Raw genomic sequence first — 16117 nt, 5'->3', positions numbered from 1 at the left:
CAACTCATATTCCCGTCTTGGCCCCTGATTAATTTTGTGTAATCATCCACATACACTTAATTAACAGAGGCCATACACATGTATCGTCTGCTCCTGCCACTGCTATTTGCTGGCGGTTGTACATCATTTGACAACCCAACCGAAGAAAACACCTGCAAGACACTTGTATATGCGTACCCACAAATTCGCGATACAGGCACAACCACACAATATGCTAACCTGTTCACTGACGACGCCCGTTTTACAGTTGAGAAACTCAATATCGAATTAAATGGTAAAACGCAAATAGTCGAGCGATTTGATAAAGCGCGCCACACCACGAATACCATTCATATGATGACATCATCCAGTTTCTACCGTAACCATAACCAACTTGAGGCAGAATCACATTTCATCCTGCTACTAAAGGACAAGGCTAAGCCAGCCACGACAAAAATCATCAACGGTCGTTATCTTGATACCTTTAGCTATGACTCAGCACGCTGTTTATTCGACAGCCGGAATGTCGTTATCGACCGCATAGGTGTGCTCTGATTAACCGTGTCTGCTACGTTTATGCCAACGTAGCATTTCTTTGTGGTCACGGGTCACCACTTGCCCTTGTGCTTCCATTTCAGTCACTTCATTTGCCAGTATTTCTTCTGCTGTGAGCTCAAGCTTCATCAACAGAGTCTCTAGTAACGCCTTTTCGTCTTCGGTCATATGCGCTGTAAGCATTTCTTCCCTTTTACGTACGTGTGCTGTGACTTTGTCATAAATACTTTTTCCTTCTGCGGTTAGTACAACAGGTTTGCTTTTACCTGTTATTTCTTTTGACTGAACCAATCCAAGCTTCAATAAGACGTTTACCGCACGCGTAACTGAATAGGGATCAAGCCGGGATTGATAGCTGACTTCAGCAGCAGTAATTGGCCCATAAGATCCCACGTTAAGCAAAACACGCAGTTCCCTTGTATTAAGCTCAGTCAAAGAACGAATTACCGGATCACGATCGAGTGACAAGAGGTTACTTACAACAGCAACCTGGAAGGGTACGTGAGCAGCCAAATCAAGCGCTTCGTCTTTAAGGTTTGTTACCGCCAAAGCGCGTTTTCTGTTGGCAATGGCAATTTTCATTTCATTGTCACTGGACAATTTGTACCTCTACACATATAGTTGTTGCATATGCAACATATAAACATTAACAGGAAAACAGTATGCCTTTAGTTAACCCATTGTCACAAGAACATGATCAGGAAGTCGCAGAATTAGCAAAGTTTTTTAATGAGACACTTGGTTTTTGCCCCAACAGTGTGCTGACCATGCAAATTCGACCTGCCATTGCCCGTGCCTTCATCAACCTGAACAAGGCAGTCATGGAAAACCATGGCCGGGTTACATCAGAACTTAAAAGACTGATAGGGTATATCACCAGTGCGAACACTGGCTGTCGATACTGCGAAGCACATACCATCCTTGCGGCACAACGTTACGGTGGTACTGACGAAAGATTGGATCAAATCTGGCAGTTCCGTGAAAGCGAGGTGTACACAGAAGCTGAAAAAGCGGCATTTGAATTTGCCCTCGCCGCATCAAGTGTACCCAATGCTGTAGATGCACACATTGAAGCCGCAATGCAGGCGCACTGGAATGACGGCGAAATTGTCGAGATCCTTGGCGTGATCGCGTTATTTGGTTATTTGAATCGCTGGAATGACTCAATGGCGACCACGTTAGAGCCAGGCGCCATTGATGCAGGTCAAACGTTGCTGAATGAGCGTTGGGAAACAGGTAAACACGCTGAATAAAGGCGTAATATCCAAGATAAGAACATCCTTCAACCGATGGGAAAGTAAACATCTGTGCTTTCCCATTTTTTAACTTCTCTTGCCCTCTAAATTAGTTGAATATTTGGCTTGATCCAAATCAAAACGCACTATATATTAAAGTTTCAATAATTACTGAAACTTTAATAATGCAGCTATCACCTAAAATCGAAAACTTCGTTCTCCATTGTGGAGAGATGGGAAGCCGCTGGGGCTTCAATCGCACCATTGGACAAATGGTTGGCCTGCTGGTCATTAACGAAAAGCCTTTAACGGCCAACGAGATTGCTGAAGCTCTCAAGATCTCTCGAGGCAATGTCAGCATGGGGATCAAGGAGCTGCAATCATGGCAACTGGTTAAGGTCCACCATATTCCCGGGGACAGAAAAGAATACTATTCGCCAAATGGCAGTATTTGGGACCTGGCAAACCGCGTTTTTGAAGAACGCCGTAAACGTGAAATTGACCCTACCCTGACCTTGTTGCGCGATCAAATTCTCGACAGCGCGAATTCACCAGAAGAGAAATACGCGCAAGAGCAAATGCAATCTATCCACGACTTGCTGGAAACAGTGACCAAGTGGTCTGCTGAACTGCAACGGTTAACACCCGAGCAGTTGCAATCCTTGATGAAACTTGGCTCATCGGTCAGCAAGGTGATTGATTTGAAGGACAAGCTACTCAGAAAGTCCTAAGAGTGGCTTTTGAAAAGGATTTTTTCATTGTGCGCGGTTCGTGCCCGCGCACTACAGTCGTATCAGTTTCCGTTTGCCTGACTCAGGCCCGGTTAGGCTGATATAATATGCGAGGTGCGTCATGCTTGATACCCTACTGTTGTCGCGTATTCAATTTGCGGCAAATATAAGCTTTCATATTCTTTTTCCTACCATCACCATCGCTTTGGCCTGGTTTCTGGTGCTCTTCAAGTTCCGTTATGACCGGACCGGCGAAGCGGTTTGGCTTCGGGCCTATCGGTTTTGGGTTAAGATATTTGCCCTTACTTTTGCACTCGGAGTAGTCAGTGGTATCACCATGTCTTTTCAGTTTGGCACCAACTGGCCCGGCTTTATGGAACGCGTCGGCAATATAGCTGGACCCTTACTGGGCTACGAAGTACTTACCGCCTTTTTTATGGAAGCGACCTTTTTAGGCATTATGCTATTTGGCATGAAACGTGTCAGTCCACGCCTGCATACCTTTGCGACACTGATAGTAGCCATAGGCACCACATTGTCGGCTTTTTGGATTTTGTCTTTAAACAGCTGGCTACAAACCCCGACTGGATACACGCTTGTCGATGGGGTTTTCTATCCCAAAGACTGGTTTGAGATCATCTTCAATCCATCATTCGGTTATCGCTTTTTCCATATGTTACTGGCAAGCGGGCTCACCGCGTCTTTTCTGATGGCTGGAATAAGTGCTTATCGACTGCTTAAAGAGGACCATAAGCACGCCCCTAAACTAACCTTGAAAGTATCGCTTACGGTCGCAGCCCTACTCGCCCCGATGCAAATGTTTGTCGGCGATCTGCATGGTCTGAACACCTTCGAGCACCAGCCTCAAAAAGTGGCCGCGATGGAAGGTGTCTGGGAAACCGAACAAGGTGCGCCTATGTTGCTCTTTGCCATACCGGATGAGCAAACCAGAACCAATCACTTTGAAATCGCCATTCCTAATTTGGCTAGCCTGATCCTGACACACGATGCACAAGGCGAAATCAAGGGCCTTAATGAATTTAAAGGGGAACATCCTCCGGTTAAACCTGTGTTTTTTGGCTTTAGGATCATGGTAGGTATGGGCGTTTTAATGATACTCGTCGCCTTGGTAACTCGCTACACCCTGTGGAAACGCTCGACTCTCCCAATCTGGCAGCTGAAAGCTTTAGTAGTCATGACATTTTCAGGGTGGATTGCCACGCTGGCGGGCTGGTATGTCACTGAGATTGGTCGCCAGCCATTTATGGTAAATGGTCTGGTTAAGATAGAGGAGCTGGTTACACATGTCCCCAGCGAACATGTCTTACTGACCCTGATCGGCTACCTCACTTTATATGCCATTTTGCTGGCAGCATACATAAAGACGTTGTTCTATACAGCGCGTAATGCAGTACAAGTTGAAGAGTATCAGACAACACTAGCTCAGGGAGGTCAATATGTTTAGCGCCGAATATCTTGCTTTGCTCTATAGTGCGCTGATGGCACTGGCGATTATCGTTTACGCTGTATTGGACGGCTATGATCTGGGGGTCGGTATTTTGTTGCCAGGCAAAAATAAGCCCGCTGCGGATACTATGATAGCGTCAATTGGTCCTTTCTGGGATGCCAATGAAACCTGGCTGGTGCTAGCTGTTGGCCTTGCATTAATCGCATTCCCCACTGCCCACTCGATTATCTTGCAGGCGCTCTATTTACCCATCGCCTTTATGCTGTTGGGATTAATTCTAAGAGGCGTCGCTTTCGATTTTCGCGCCAAAGCGAAAACCCGTTATCGGCAAACCTGGGATCGCTGTTTTAAGCTGGGCAGTCTCATCACCGCGTTTACGCAAGGGTATATGCTGGGTCTGTATGTGATGTCATTTGAACACAGCCTTGCGAGTCACCTGTTTGCTGCGCTCAGCGGAGTCGGCGTTATAGCTGCTTACACCTTAATAGGGGCTGGCTGGTTAATTATGAAGTGCGAAGGTGACATTCAGCATTCAGCCATACGCTGGTGTCGGCTAAGTAACCTCATTGCTTTGCTGGGGGTACTGGCGGTCTCTGTGGTCAACCCACTGATTAATGCCTACGTTCAGACGCGCTGGTTTGGGTCCGAGATAAGCCTGTTACTGCTGCCGCTGCCATTGATCTGCATGGTGTTCTTTGTCATACAGGACAGAGTGTTAGTAAAACTCAATGATAACCCTAGCCATGGTTGCTGGTTACCTTTTGCCATCACAGTGATGATATTTTTACTGTGCTTCTTTGGCCTGGTATACAGCTTCTTCCCATATGTTGTACCAGGTACGCTCACCATATTCGAGGCTCTTGCCGATCCGTCTGCCCTCACCTTTATGCTCTACGGCGTAGTGCTGGTGGTGCCGGCTATCATTGGCTATACGTTGTTTTCTTATCGGGTTTTCTGGGGAAAAACTCAGGACCTGAGCTACTACTGATTTTCACTTGCATTAGCCCAACCAAAAAGGCAGCCCGCACGCTGCCTTTTTTATTTTAGTTTTTTACCTGGACGGCTAAATTTTCGGATAGCCGATACGGTCAGATAAATAACCTACACTGGTTGCGAAATAGTAGCTGCGGTTCCAGTTCATGAGCGCTTTATAGTTGTTGTAAGCCAGATACATACGACCGTTCATGTCATCGGGCATGACTAACGCAGCGCTAATATTTACCTTAGGTAAGTCGGTGCCATCTGTACGCCTGACACCAAGATTTTGCCACTCTTCGAGTGAGCGCTCAGAATCGCGCCAGAATTCAAGCCATTGCTTGTGGTTTTTCGAACCGCGTTTGAGCACATACTGACTCGGGAAATCTTCTGGTAACTTTACCTGACGCCCCCAGGTCAGATTGTCATTCCACCCCACACTTTTCAGGTAGTTTGCTATCGATGCTAATGCATCTTCTTTGCTGGTCCAGATATCCTTTTTACCATCATTGTTATAATCGACAGCATAAGAATTAAAAGAAGTTGGCATAAACTGAGATTGGCCCATGGCGCCGGCCCATGAGCCCTTGAAGTTGTCAATATCGACATGGCCATCTTTGAGAATGTCAAGCGCGGCCCACAACTGACGTTTATAGAGCGCTTCACGACGACCATCAAACGCCAAAGTAACGAGTGAGCTGATCACAGGGTAGCCGCCCTGTACGCGACCAAAACTACTTTCTAGTCCCCATAATGCAACAATAAAGCGACCCTGAACGCCAAAGTCTTGGCTGATTTTATCCAGCAGCTCTTTGTTTTCTTTGTACAGCTTTCTTGCTCGCTGAACTTTCCAGTCTGGTACGCGTTTAGGCAAATAAGTTTCCAGCGTTTCAACTATTTCAGGCTGGTTCTTATCCTGTTTAATCACTTTCTTTTTAAATTTGACCGTACTAAACGCCCTTTCAATCAGAGCCTGCTCATAGCCTCTTTCCAGGGCTTCAGCTTTTAGCACCTCTACGTAACTATCAAAGCGCGCCTGATCATCTGCTTTAACGGTTTGCGATGCCAGACATAAAGATACTAATATTGCGGATAGTGTTTTAGTCACTTTTTACTCCGTTTTGTCTTTTTAATTCGTCCAGAAGATTTTCTTGTGGAGGCGGCAGCTGCAAATAAAACCCATCGTCGATTAATTTTTGCTTAACGTTACTTAAATCAGCAACCCCGAGTCTGGTGCGTTTTGCTAAATCCACAATGATTACGAATATAGGCGTACCAAAAGTCGCCATTAAAGGGTCAGGGACTTTGCTAAAATCGTCTCGTTTTTCAATAAAAAGATAAGTATCGGCTTTTTTACTACTTTTATATACTGCGGCTAGCATTATAACCCTATAAAATCTTGCTAATCTGAGAGCAGCACTATACCATGACCTATATAATATTTGGAAAGTTTTGCGACTCTCAAACGTACAGAGTACGGGGTCAGAACAATATTAATCAGAGTTCGCACTGGTATTGAGCGCTTATGTCTACACAGTCTTTTGAATTGAAGGGAAACCTGTTTACACTCTCAGTTTTACACCTCTTCGACGCCGACCTTGGCAATGTAAAGCAACAACTGAGTGATAAAATTTCCCAGGCTCCTAAATTTTTTAAAGGAGCGCCTATCGTCATCAATCTTGCCGACGTCCAGGAACAGAGCATTGTCCTCAGCGATTTAAAACGCATTCTTGCAGAGCTGGCACTGAATCCGGTTGGTATATGTAACGGTACAGAACAGCATAATGCTGAGGCGAAAGAAATTGGCTTGTCCGTACTTAACTATACTAAAGACGTTAAACCTGTGACTCAGGACAGCCCTGACACGCAGGTGGTAGAAAAAGAAGTCTATCTCGGCGCCCAGGTTATCAACAGCACAGTTCGATCTGGGCAACAAATTTATGCGAAGGATCGGGACCTCATTGTACTGGGGGCTGTCAGTCATGGGGCGGAGGTCATTGCCGATGGCAATATTCACATCTATGGCACGCTCAGAGGGCGTGCTATTGCTGGTGCGCAAGGAAATCACGAGGCTAGCATTTACTGCCAAAAGCTTGAAGCAGAACTTGTTTCAGTAGGTGGCAGTTATTGGATCAGTGACTCTTTACAAGGAGAACACTGGGGCAAAGCCTGCCAGATTTCACAAAATAACGAATCATTAGAATTAACAGCATTGGTCAAAGGATAATTCAGATGGCAAAGATTATTGTCGTAACTTCAGGTAAAGGTGGTGTAGGCAAAACCACATCAAGTGCAGCGATCGGTACAGGTCTGGCACTTAAAGGATACAAAACAGCCATTATCGACTTTGATATTGGCCTGCGTAACTTAGATCTTATCATGGGCTGTGAACGTCGCGTCGTCTATGATTTTGTCAACGTCATTAATGGCGAAGCCAATTTGAATCAGGCACTGATAAAAGATAAGCGTGTTGAGAAGCTTTATATTTTGCCAGCTTCACAAACTCGCGACAAAGATGCTCTGACGAAAGAAGGCGTTGAGCGCGTATTAAAAGAGATGTCGGAAGACTTCGATTTCATCATCTGCGATTCACCTGCAGGCATTGAGGCCGGTGCAATGATGGCCTTATATTTCGCAGACGAAGCAATTGTTACAACGAATCCTGAAGTCTCCTCTGTGCGTGACTCAGATCGCATTTTGGGTATTTTGCAAAGTAAATCAAAACGTGCGGAAGATGGCCTTGAGCCGGTCAAAGAGCATTTGTTGCTTACCCGTTACAACCCAGAGCGAGTCGAAAGTGGCGACATGTTATCAGTCGAAGACGTCCAGGAAATTTTGGCCATCGATTTACTTGGCGTCATCCCTGAGTCTAAAGCGGTATTAAATGCATCTAACTCAGGACAACCCGTTATCCTGGATACAGAGTCGGATGCAGGCCAAGCATATAGTGATGCCATCAATCGTTTGCTAGGCGAAATCGTCGACTTCAGGTTTTTAAGTGTTGAAAAGAAAGGACTGCTAAAGCGGATTTTTGGAGGTTAATGTGTCTTTACTTGATTATTTTCGATCCGAGAAAAAGTCCAGCGCATCGCTGGCTAAAGAGCGGCTACAAATAATCGTTGCCCATGAACGCTCTAAGCGAGGCACTCCCGATTATCTGCCACAACTAAAACAAGACATTCTCGAAGTGATCCGTAAGTATGTCAAGGTTGACTCAGATGCGGTCAATGTGCAGTTTGAGCAGAATGAAGATGATCTAGCTGTACTGGAACTCAATGTCACGTTGCCCGATGATGAGCAAAAATAACATCTAAACAGAAACGCCGCCTAATACGCGGCGTTTTTCTTTTTCAGCGACTCATATTTGCCACTTAGACAGTGCGTCTTTTAGCACGTCGTGACGCCAGCCAAGAAACAAATCTGGCTTCATAAAAGTATTCCTTTGCTCATCGTCCAACTTCCAGTTCCACCCGATAACCTGATTAATTTGCTTTTTAGATGCGAACACATCCAACGGAATATTCTTTTGCTTGGCGACTTCAGAGATTGTCTGTTTTATCTCCTTTGCAGCACCCTTGTAACCTGGATAATCAATCAGTCGCTGAACGCGCGCTGGCCATTCAGACTCTGCGACTGCTTTTCCTGCTTCAATACACGCCAATATTTCTTTGCCCGAGCGGTTCACTTCCATAGACTCAACACCAGGAATATTTCGCAGGCTGTTTAGAGAGCTCGGTCTGCGTTTCGCAATCTCTACCATATTGTGCTCTTTGAGTACGAAGTTAAGCGCAAGATTCTTTTTCTCAGCTTTGTTCTGCCGCCAGCTTGCAAGTTCACGAAGAACAGCCAGATCTCTGGGCTTTAATTGCCAGACATTTTTAATATTGAGATACAGATAAGCATTTGGCGTTTTGAAAGCACGTTTATCAGCAATAAGCTGAGATTCTGAGATCACTATGTCAGTCAGGCCTCTGTCAGCTATTTTACTGCTGATCTCTTCATAGCAAGGAAGCAAATAGAATACGTCTGCTGCCGCATATTCTAGTTGACTTGCCTGCAGCGGGCGTTTAAGCCAATCGGTTCTGGACATACTCTTATCGAGCTCAATATCGAGCATTGACTTAACCATATTTGCAAAGCCCACACAATTGCCCTCACCAAGTAACTGAAGTGCAAACTGAGTGTCAAATAAAGGGGTTGGCACAAAGCCCGCAAACTTTTGAAAGACTTCAATGTCTTCAGAGGGCGAATGCAACACTTTCACAATGCTTTCATCACGAAGTAAATGCCATAACCCTGAAAAATCAAGCTCGCATAAGGGGTCAATCAGCGCCAGATGCTCGCCATCATAGACCTGGATTAAGGCAATCTCAGGATACAGGGTTCTGCGACGCATAAACTCCGTGTCTATCGCCAGGACCTGACTGTCTGAGATTTTTCCTGTAAAGGCATCGAGCTCGGCTTGCTGCTGGATAAATTGATACTGCACATTTACTCCCTATAAAAAACCGGCTTTCGCCGGTTTCTTCTTACTTTAATGCCCTACGCAATATTTTGCCGACATTGGTCTTTGGTAATTCATCTCTGAATTCGACCAACTTAGGGACTTTATAATTGGTTAGCTTATCGCGACAATGACCTATTATATCTTTTTCTGTCAAAGATGGATCCTTTCGCACGACAAAAACTTTAACCTGTTCGCCACTGACCTCATGTGGTACACCTACAGCAGCCACTTCCAGCACACCATCATGCATCGCAACCACTTCTTCTATTTCATTCGGAAACACGTTAAAACCAGACACTAAGATCATATCTTTCTTACGGTCAACGATATAGAAGAAGCCTTCTTCATCGTAGATGGCAATATCACCGGTTGCGAACCAACCGTCTTGCAAGCATTCAGCCGTTGCATCGGGACGATTATAGTAACCAGCCATAACTTGCGGGCCCTTCACACATAGCTCACCTGGTTCACCCAACGGCACTTCTTCTCCGCTGTCATTGATAACTTTAAGTTCAGTACTTGGTGCTGGTAAACCGATTGAGCCATTGTAGCCGTCAAGATCCCAGGGGCAAATGGTAACCAAAGGCGCGCATTCTGTCAGGCCATAGCCTTCCATCAGCTTGCTTTTAGTCACTGTCTGCCACCGCTCAGCAACCGGACGCTGTACCGCCATACCGCCACCAAGCGACATTTTTAAGGTAGAGAAATCTAGCTCTGAGAATCCTGGTGTGTTCAACAACCCGTTAAATAAAGTGTTTACACCCGTAATGGCCGTAAATGGATACTTTGAAAGCTCTTTGACAAAGCCAGGCATGTCGCGAGGGTTAGTGATCAGTATGTTGTGGCCACCATATTTCATAAAGGTGAGGCAATTCGCAGTTAATGCGAAAATATGATACAGCGGCAATGCTGTGATTACGACTTCACGCCCTTTATCAAGTACTTTATCAAGGCAACCTGATACCTGTTCAAGGTTTGCAACCATGTTTCCGTGAGTCAACATTGCCCCTTTAGATACACCCGTTGTGCCGCCTGTGTACTGAAGAAACGCGAGGTCGTTCAGCGTGATATCAGGTGCCTTATAGTGAGCTGGGTCTGCGCTCATTGCGTGTGCAAAAGGTAAAGCATCTGGAAGCGTATAGTCTGGGACCATTTTCTTTAGCTTTTTGACCACAAAGTTGACTAAATGCTTTTTGAACCCACCCAGCATATCTCCAATTTGTGTTACGACGATGTGCTTAACGCCCGTTGTAGGTAATGCCTTTTCAAGGGTATGCGCAAAGTTCGCCAGTATAAATATTGCTTTCGCTTCAGAATCATTAAGTTGATGTTCGAGCTCTCGCACCGTATACAGCGGATTTACGTTCACCACGGTACAACCGGCTCGTAGCACACCCAGAATTGTTACTGGTGTTTGTAACAGATTTGGCATCATAACCGCTACTTTATCCCCTTTACCTAGTTTAAGGGTATTTTGGATGTAACTGGCAACGGCCTTGGTCGCTTCATCAACTTGTTGGTAAGTCATTGTTTTGCCCATGTTACTATACGCTGGTAACTGGCCAAACTCTTTAAAACTGTTGTCGAATAATTCTAGCAGCGAGTTGTAGTGTTCTGGGTCGATTGTTTCCGGCATCCCTTCGGGGTAGCGCTTTAACCAGATTTTTTCCACTCTTAGCTCCTGTGTTCTCGTTATTTTTTATATTGAACTTACCTTAATATAATTAAGGTACATAAACAATTGAGTAAATACTCTAAAGCTGGGATGGTCCCACATTTGGCATAAATATACAATCAGGAAAGGTTCGGATGTTTAATATGCGTTAAGATCTTCTCTAACACTTGCTCCGGATTTTCCATATGACAGTGGTGCCCACCATCGACTTCAATACACGTAAACCTTTTAAAACAATCAGAAAATTGTGTCAAACTATGCTTCATCTGCGCAAAACCAGACGCCCCCATTACTGCTAAAGTGGGTGTTTCAATGTCTTGCAGCAAGTTTAGCGCCTGAGCACGCGAAAAACGCGTTGTCGAGGGTAGTTTCAATTTTGGGTCTGTTGTTAACCGGGCCCCCTCCTCACACATGGCAATATTTCGCTCCATTAATATAGCAGCAATTTCTTCGCTGAAATCACTCACTTTCACCCTTGCCTTAATTATGGCCTGCTTGTCAGCAAAAAGTCGCCTTGGCGCATCAAAGTTTTTATCTAATGAGTCTCGCGACGTAAATGCCTGTAGCAACTGTTGCCTGGCATTTTTATCACTTTGGTACAAAAGCCCTATACCATCGATCAAAGTCAACGACTCGACTTTTTCTTTATATAAGCTGGTAAACAAGCCCCCAACCAAGGCGCCCATTGAATGGCCGACAATATCACAACGCTCAATGTCCATATAACGAATAAAACTCAAGATATCATAAACATATTCAACAAAATAATAATGAGCGTCTGGGCCTCGCCAGTTTGATTGGCCGTGCCCTGGGAAATCTAAGGCTATAAACCTGAATTCTGCAAGCTGGTCACTTGGCAATTTCGAAAGCATAGGCACAAAGCTGTTACTATTATCCTGCCAGCCGTGAAGCATCAATACCGTCCGCTTCCCCTTGCCCAGCTCCTGGTAAGCGAGCCCGGCAACTTTCCCTTGTTTTATCTTATTTTTATTAGCAATCAACATAAATTCATATTCTTATTGAACACTTTACATTAATATTCTACGCATTCTGGCTCGCGTGCAAAGCATTAATCACCCATCAACAGTGATTACCCTGGCACTAAGGCGAGCAGACACACGGGAAAATTAAGGACCTTCTATGATACGAAAAATTAGCGCTCTTGCGCTCGCACTGGGCTGTACCTTGCCTAACACAGCCCTGGCAGCACCAAAAAACATCATTTACATGATTGGCGACGGCATGGGGCCTGCGTTTACAACCGCCTACCGCTATATGCAAGACAATAAAGAAACTAAAGTTGTTGAACCCACTGTGTTTGACTCAATACTCGTCGGTATGGCACACACCTATCCGGATGATGATACCGTAGTCACAGATAGTGCTGCAGGCGCAACCGCACTCAGCACAGCGTCTAAAAGTTACAATGGAGCTATCGCTGTGGACACCCACAAACATGCGCTTAAGACGATGCTTGAAATGGCAAAAGAACAAGGTATGACGACGGCATTAGTTGCAACTTCACAGATAAACCACGCCACACCAGCGAGTTTTGCAGCACATAACGAGTCACGCCGCAACTATGACGAAATCGCCGATGACTACATAGACAACAAGGTTGCAGACCAACTCCCTGTCGATTTAATGCTAGGTGGAGGTACAAAATACTTCATTCGTGACGACAGGAACCTGGTCAATGAGTTTAAGCAGGCAGGTTATCAATACGCAGACTCATTTGACAATTTGAATTCACTAAATCGCTTACCGGCGTTAGGGTTATTTGCAGAGGTAGCGTTTCCTCACGCCATAGATAGCGATCAGCCAAATCGCCTTACGACGATGACCGATAAAACCCTTTCATTACTGCACAAACATAATGAACAAGGTTTTTTTGTCATGATCGAGGGCAGCCAGATTGACTGGTGTGGTCATGCCAATGATATTGCTTGTGCAATGAAAGAGATGGATGATTTCGCCGGCGCGATTTCTCTCGCGAAAGCATATGTAGATGCTAACCCAGACACCTTACTGGTTGTCACTGCAGACCACTCAACCGGTGGCCTGACCCTCGGAAGTAATGGCGTTTATGAATGGAAGGCAGATGTTGTTGCGAAAGTTAAAGTCTCAGTGAAAGAGTTGACAAATACCCTGTACGAAATGAAGCCTGAACTAATGGCTGGTTCCTGGACCGAATTGACGGGCTTACCTTTTGACAAAGAGACCAAAAAGCATCTGGCAAGTGCACAAAAGGAGTCAAAAGAGGCGTTCTATAAGGCGACTAATAAACTGATCAATGATGCCAGCTTTACCGGATGGACGACAAAGGGCCACACCGCCATTGATGTGCAAATCTTTGCCTACGGAGAAGGCCGCGATGCCTTTATCGGGTCATTGAACAATACCCAGATCGCAGATAAGCTCATTTCTTATATTACGAAATAACCCTTCTTTTTTGCGGGCCTGGACAACAGGCCCATTGTTATCAAACCACTCGCTCTGTTGTGTCCTTACACTGATCTTTTAACAGGCTCATTGCCTCATCAATAGGCATTGCCTTGTAATATAAGAACCCCTGTACACAATCTACTTGTGATTGCTTAACCAAATTCTCTTCTTCTTTGGTCTCTACACCTTCTGCCACTAACCGAAACCCTAATTTGGCAATCATCTCTGACAGATTGGTATACAAAGACACAGACTTACTGTTATAGCTCTCAGGCAATAAACTCCGGTCTAATTTAATGGTGTCTATATTAAGCTTTGACAACACTGAAAGACATGAATAACCTGTGCCGAAATCGTCCATCGCGCAGGCAATCTGATGTTCACGAAGTAAATTAACTACATCAACCGTTCGGTTAAAGTCTTCTATGTAACTTGATTCAAGCAACTCGACTTCAACTTGCCCAGGGTAATCCGCAAACGCCTTTACAATGCGCTTATAGCCGCCTGTGAGTAAATTCTGCGGAGAGATATTAAAGCTCACTTTTGGCCTGAACCCAGCCCGGGCGAATTGTTCCAGATCGACTTCCAGCTGATCGATAACAAAATTATCTATTATGTGTAGCAGTGCATGATGCTCTAAGGTTGCAAGAAACCAGGGCCCCTGTACTCGACCATCCGAATCTTTCAGGCGCAAAAGCGCTTCAAAGCCCACAACATCTTTAGTATAGGGGTTTATTTTAGGCTGATAAAACAGCATCAGCTCTCCCCGATTCAGGGCATCGGTGACTTCTTTCAGACTATGAACATTGATCTGCTCTTCTCGTTGAGAGCGCGTATACGAGCTTTCTGCTCCGGCTTCTATCAACCTTCCGGTTGTAAACCGCTTGAGCAGCACATCAAGCGCCTTGCCGGACAAGTTATGATCGCGATTAAATTTTAAAAATGGAAAATACAAACATGCATTCAACGCGATCAGCACCACTTGCAGCACAATGCCGCTGATACTCTGCGTCAGTAGCCAGCCGCTAACAAAAACAGGGGTGAACCAGGGAATATCCATTGCCGGGTTCAGTGAAATAAGTCCGGTTGAAATACAAGTATAAGCAATTAAGGCGTTGAGCAACGGACTAAGTAGAAAAGGAATGAGCAAGTAAGGATTAAACACAATTGGCAGCGCATAGAGCATAACCTCACTAACATTAAACAGGGCAAGTGGAGATGCTATCATGGCAATGCTTCGCTCATGGCGTGCATTTTTGAGTAGCAATGACGCTATGATCAGCCCCCAGATACAACCTGTTCCGCCAATAATCACAAAACAGGTATAAAAGTCGTAACTCGAAAGTTGAGGTAACACCAAATAATCGGTCAGCTCACCGGAAACCAATAAGTGGTAAGTGTTGTCACCATGGACGCCGATAAACCACAGTAAATGTGAAAAAATCAATTGGGCAGAAATCTTTTCGAACACGTTCCAGGTCGGGTTAAGTAATTTTAAAGTACTGTGGATCTGTCCAGAAAAATGGTCAAACACAGGGATCACCATTAAGATCAAAGCAGTGACCAGAATGTAAGGGATGATGAGATTAAGGTGTTTACGCAAAAAAAGACTAATAGAGCTAATCCCTACCAGCCTGAGCCAGCGAACCCGTTCTATATGGGCCAGTAAATAGCAGCAAAGCACTGGCATAAGCAGTGAATACAACATACCGTTTCTATGCACTATGGTCAGGCTCCCCTGGCTTATTTCAATGTATCCCGTTGTAGCCGTAAAACAGGCGAGTACCAACACTGGACCAGCAATGGTGTGGATTTTTAAGTTTTTTGACAGATAGTAACTAAAAGAGATTAATGTCAGTAAAGGAAATATCCCCCAAACCAGGGTATTGAAGTCGCCAAGAGCTTGATACTTGAGTTTGCTTAGGTCATCCCCAAGCCACTGATTTAAAAGAGTGATCACTGAGGCAACGATAAAAAATGGGATAAGAGCGATGTAGCCTTCACGCAGGGACAAAACAATCGTATTTGAAGAAAGCCTGAGTGCAAACTGGTTAAATCTGTTCAGCAAACTCGTAACCATAAATTGTTCTTTTCTTTTAACATTACTCCAAAAACAGATTAAAACAAATGAATTGACTAAATTTTTGCTGAAAAATATTCATGGTAAATTTAGGGAGTTTGCATAGTTGAACGTGTCGTCAGTGACATTGTGAGTAACTATATCAGTCTAAAAGACAGGCCTCGTCAGGCATATATACTCACACCGAGCAAAGATTGAACTTCACTACGTCGGTCCTGGTTTTGAATAGCACTGTAGGATTGGATTGCAACACTGGTTTTGTAATTGGGTTGATCATAGATCACAGCGCGTTTGTCTTCATTGTACTGCTGCGCGAGTGCAACCCCAGCATCTGAAAACTTGAGCTTAGTCGTTGGTTGAACAGGTGACGGTGTTTCGCTGGCAGCAGGTTTTGTAACCGACTGCCTTAGCTGGTAAGTATCCTGATTTTGAACAAGCTGGTTGATTTTCATCAGTCTTTGTCACTC

Annotated in this window: 17 protein-coding genes; 9 read left to right on the top strand and 8 right to left on the bottom strand. The window is 44.8% G+C overall.

Going from position 1 to position 16117, the window contains the following annotated elements; translation table 11 throughout:
* Window positions 1–78 precede the first annotated feature (78 nt).
* Complete coding sequence (locus ACXAH1_RS13340) at window positions 79–534, top strand: nuclear transport factor 2 family protein (protein ID WP_475197336.1); 456 nt, start codon at window positions 79–81, stop codon at window positions 532–534.
* On the opposite strand, the gene ACXAH1_RS13335 is transcribed toward ACXAH1_RS13340, so the two are convergent.
* Window positions 535–1116, bottom strand: coding sequence for a MarR family winged helix-turn-helix transcriptional regulator (locus tag ACXAH1_RS13335; RefSeq protein ID WP_475197334.1), 582 nt, complete (start codon window positions 1114–1116; stop codon window positions 535–537). It lies immediately after the preceding gene.
* 80 nt (window positions 1117–1196) lie between these two features.
* Between ACXAH1_RS13335 and ACXAH1_RS13330 the strand changes: the two genes are divergently transcribed.
* The 4 genes from ACXAH1_RS13330 (at window position 1197) to ACXAH1_RS13315 (ending at window position 4956) form a co-directional block, all read left to right on the top strand.
* Window positions 1197–1787, top strand: a complete 591-nt coding sequence (locus tag ACXAH1_RS13330) for a carboxymuconolactone decarboxylase family protein (protein WP_475197333.1) — start codon at window positions 1197–1199, stop codon at window positions 1785–1787.
* A gap of 167 nt (window positions 1788–1954) precedes the next feature.
* On the top strand, window positions 1955–2500 hold the full coding sequence (locus ACXAH1_RS13325) for a GbsR/MarR family transcriptional regulator (RefSeq protein WP_046005214.1): 546 nt from the start codon (window positions 1955–1957) through the stop codon (window positions 2498–2500).
* Between the two features lie 121 nt (window positions 2501–2621).
* Complete coding sequence (locus tag ACXAH1_RS13320) at window positions 2622–3965, top strand: cytochrome ubiquinol oxidase subunit I (RefSeq protein ID WP_475197330.1); 1344 nt, start codon at window positions 2622–2624, stop codon at window positions 3963–3965.
* The gene (locus ACXAH1_RS13315; RefSeq protein WP_475197328.1) at window positions 3958–4956 is read left to right on the top strand and encodes a cytochrome d ubiquinol oxidase subunit II; all 999 of its coding nucleotides are present in this window, start codon (window positions 3958–3960) and stop codon (window positions 4954–4956) included. Before ACXAH1_RS13320 ends, ACXAH1_RS13315 begins: the two co-directional genes overlap by 8 nt.
* A gap of 75 nt (window positions 4957–5031) precedes the next feature.
* On the opposite strand, the gene ACXAH1_RS13310 is transcribed toward ACXAH1_RS13315, so the two are convergent.
* A complete protein-coding gene (locus ACXAH1_RS13310) occupies window positions 5032–6051 on the bottom strand; it encodes a lytic murein transglycosylase (RefSeq protein WP_475197325.1) in 1020 nt (339 codons plus the stop codon).
* Entirely contained in the window at window positions 6044–6325 is a 282-nt protein-coding gene (locus tag ACXAH1_RS13305; protein ID WP_475197324.1) for a YcgL domain-containing protein, read from the bottom strand. Before ACXAH1_RS13305 ends, ACXAH1_RS13310 begins: the two co-directional genes overlap by 8 nt.
* Window positions 6326–6468: 143 nt before the next feature.
* Between ACXAH1_RS13305 and minC the strand changes: the two genes are divergently transcribed.
* Genes minC through minE form a run of 3 tightly spaced genes read left to right on the top strand, consistent with a single transcriptional unit; the run spans window position 6469 to window position 8250 of the window.
* On the top strand, window positions 6469–7170 hold the full coding sequence (gene minC, locus ACXAH1_RS13300; protein ID WP_253044826.1) for a septum site-determining protein MinC: 702 nt from the start codon (window positions 6469–6471) through the stop codon (window positions 7168–7170).
* A 5-nt stretch (window positions 7171–7175) separates the two neighbouring features.
* A complete protein-coding gene (gene minD, locus ACXAH1_RS13295) occupies window positions 7176–7985 on the top strand; it encodes a septum site-determining protein MinD (RefSeq protein ID WP_475197321.1) in 810 nt (269 codons plus the stop codon).
* Between the two features lies 1 nt (window position 7986).
* A complete protein-coding gene (gene minE, locus ACXAH1_RS13290) occupies window positions 7987–8250 on the top strand; it encodes a cell division topological specificity factor MinE (RefSeq protein WP_010381216.1) in 264 nt (87 codons plus the stop codon).
* Window positions 8251–8301: 51 nt separating this feature from the next.
* Here the strand turns inward: minE and rnd are convergent, their stop codons facing one another.
* From rnd to ACXAH1_RS13275, 3 genes are all read right to left on the bottom strand, one after another.
* Window positions 8302–9432 carry a ribonuclease D gene (rnd, locus tag ACXAH1_RS13285; protein WP_475197318.1) on the bottom strand — a complete coding sequence of 377 codons (1131 nt, stop codon included), beginning with the start codon at window positions 9430–9432 and terminating at the stop codon, window positions 8302–8304.
* A 40-nt stretch (window positions 9433–9472) separates the two neighbouring features.
* Window positions 9473–11122, bottom strand: a complete 1650-nt coding sequence (gene fadD, locus ACXAH1_RS13280) for a long-chain-fatty-acid--CoA ligase FadD (RefSeq protein ID WP_253044834.1) — start codon at window positions 11120–11122, stop codon at window positions 9473–9475.
* A gap of 122 nt (window positions 11123–11244) precedes the next feature.
* The gene (locus tag ACXAH1_RS13275; protein ID WP_475197315.1) at window positions 11245–12129 is read right to left on the bottom strand and encodes an alpha/beta fold hydrolase; all 885 of its coding nucleotides are present in this window, start codon (window positions 12127–12129) and stop codon (window positions 11245–11247) included.
* A gap of 136 nt (window positions 12130–12265) precedes the next feature.
* Between ACXAH1_RS13275 and ACXAH1_RS13270 the strand changes: the two genes are divergently transcribed.
* Complete coding sequence (locus tag ACXAH1_RS13270) at window positions 12266–13567, top strand: alkaline phosphatase (RefSeq protein ID WP_475197313.1); 1302 nt, start codon at window positions 12266–12268, stop codon at window positions 13565–13567.
* 40 nt (window positions 13568–13607) lie between these two features.
* On the opposite strand, the gene ACXAH1_RS13265 is transcribed toward ACXAH1_RS13270, so the two are convergent.
* Both ACXAH1_RS13265 and ACXAH1_RS13260 read right to left on the bottom strand, forming a co-directional pair.
* A complete protein-coding gene (locus tag ACXAH1_RS13265; RefSeq protein ID WP_475197311.1) occupies window positions 13608–15650 on the bottom strand; it encodes an EAL domain-containing protein in 2043 nt (680 codons plus the stop codon).
* A gap of 164 nt (window positions 15651–15814) precedes the next feature.
* Complete coding sequence (locus ACXAH1_RS13260; protein WP_475197310.1) at window positions 15815–16102, bottom strand: hypothetical protein; 288 nt, start codon at window positions 16100–16102, stop codon at window positions 15815–15817.
* Between the last annotated feature and the right edge of the window lie 15 nt (window positions 16103–16117).

This window comes from Pseudoalteromonas sp. AWH4_217 (assembly GCF_056161105.1).
The sequence above is the reverse complement of the archived record's forward strand: the minus strand, read 5'-3'. Positions and strand labels throughout refer to the sequence as shown.

Bases quoted from the DNA above. Each gene is read 5' to 3' on its own strand.
- ACXAH1_RS13260 (WP_475197310.1), bottom strand. From the start codon at position 16,102: ATGAAAATCAACCAGCTTGTTCAAAATCAGGATACTTACCAGCTAAGG.
- ACXAH1_RS13315 (WP_475197328.1), top strand. From the start codon at position 3,958: ATGTTTAGCGCCGAATATCTTGCTTTGCTCTATAGTGCGCTGATGGCA.
- ACXAH1_RS13275 (WP_475197315.1), bottom strand. From the start codon at position 12,129: ATGTTGATTGCTAATAAAAATAAGATAAAACAAGGGAAAGTTGCCGGG.
- minC (WP_253044826.1), top strand. From the start codon at position 6,469: ATGTCTACACAGTCTTTTGAATTGAAGGGAAACCTGTTTACACTCTCA.
- ACXAH1_RS13325 (WP_046005214.1), top strand. From the start codon at position 1,955: ATGCAGCTATCACCTAAAATCGAAAACTTCGTTCTCCATTGTGGAGAG.
- ACXAH1_RS13335 (WP_475197334.1), bottom strand. From the start codon at position 1,116: ATGAAAATTGCCATTGCCAACAGAAAACGCGCTTTGGCGGTAACAAAC.
- ACXAH1_RS13265 (WP_475197311.1), bottom strand. From the start codon at position 15,650: ATGGTTACGAGTTTGCTGAACAGATTTAACCAGTTTGCACTCAGGCTT.
- ACXAH1_RS13270 (WP_475197313.1), top strand. From the start codon at position 12,266: ATGATACGAAAAATTAGCGCTCTTGCGCTCGCACTGGGCTGTACCTTG.
- ACXAH1_RS13320 (WP_475197330.1), top strand. From the start codon at position 2,622: ATGCTTGATACCCTACTGTTGTCGCGTATTCAATTTGCGGCAAATATA.
- ACXAH1_RS13340 (WP_475197336.1), top strand. From the start codon at position 79: ATGTATCGTCTGCTCCTGCCACTGCTATTTGCTGGCGGTTGTACATCA.
- minD (WP_475197321.1), top strand. From the start codon at position 7,176: ATGGCAAAGATTATTGTCGTAACTTCAGGTAAAGGTGGTGTAGGCAAA.
- ACXAH1_RS13330 (WP_475197333.1), top strand. From the start codon at position 1,197: ATGCCTTTAGTTAACCCATTGTCACAAGAACATGATCAGGAAGTCGCA.
- ACXAH1_RS13305 (WP_475197324.1), bottom strand. From the start codon at position 6,325: ATGCTAGCCGCAGTATATAAAAGTAGTAAAAAAGCCGATACTTATCTT.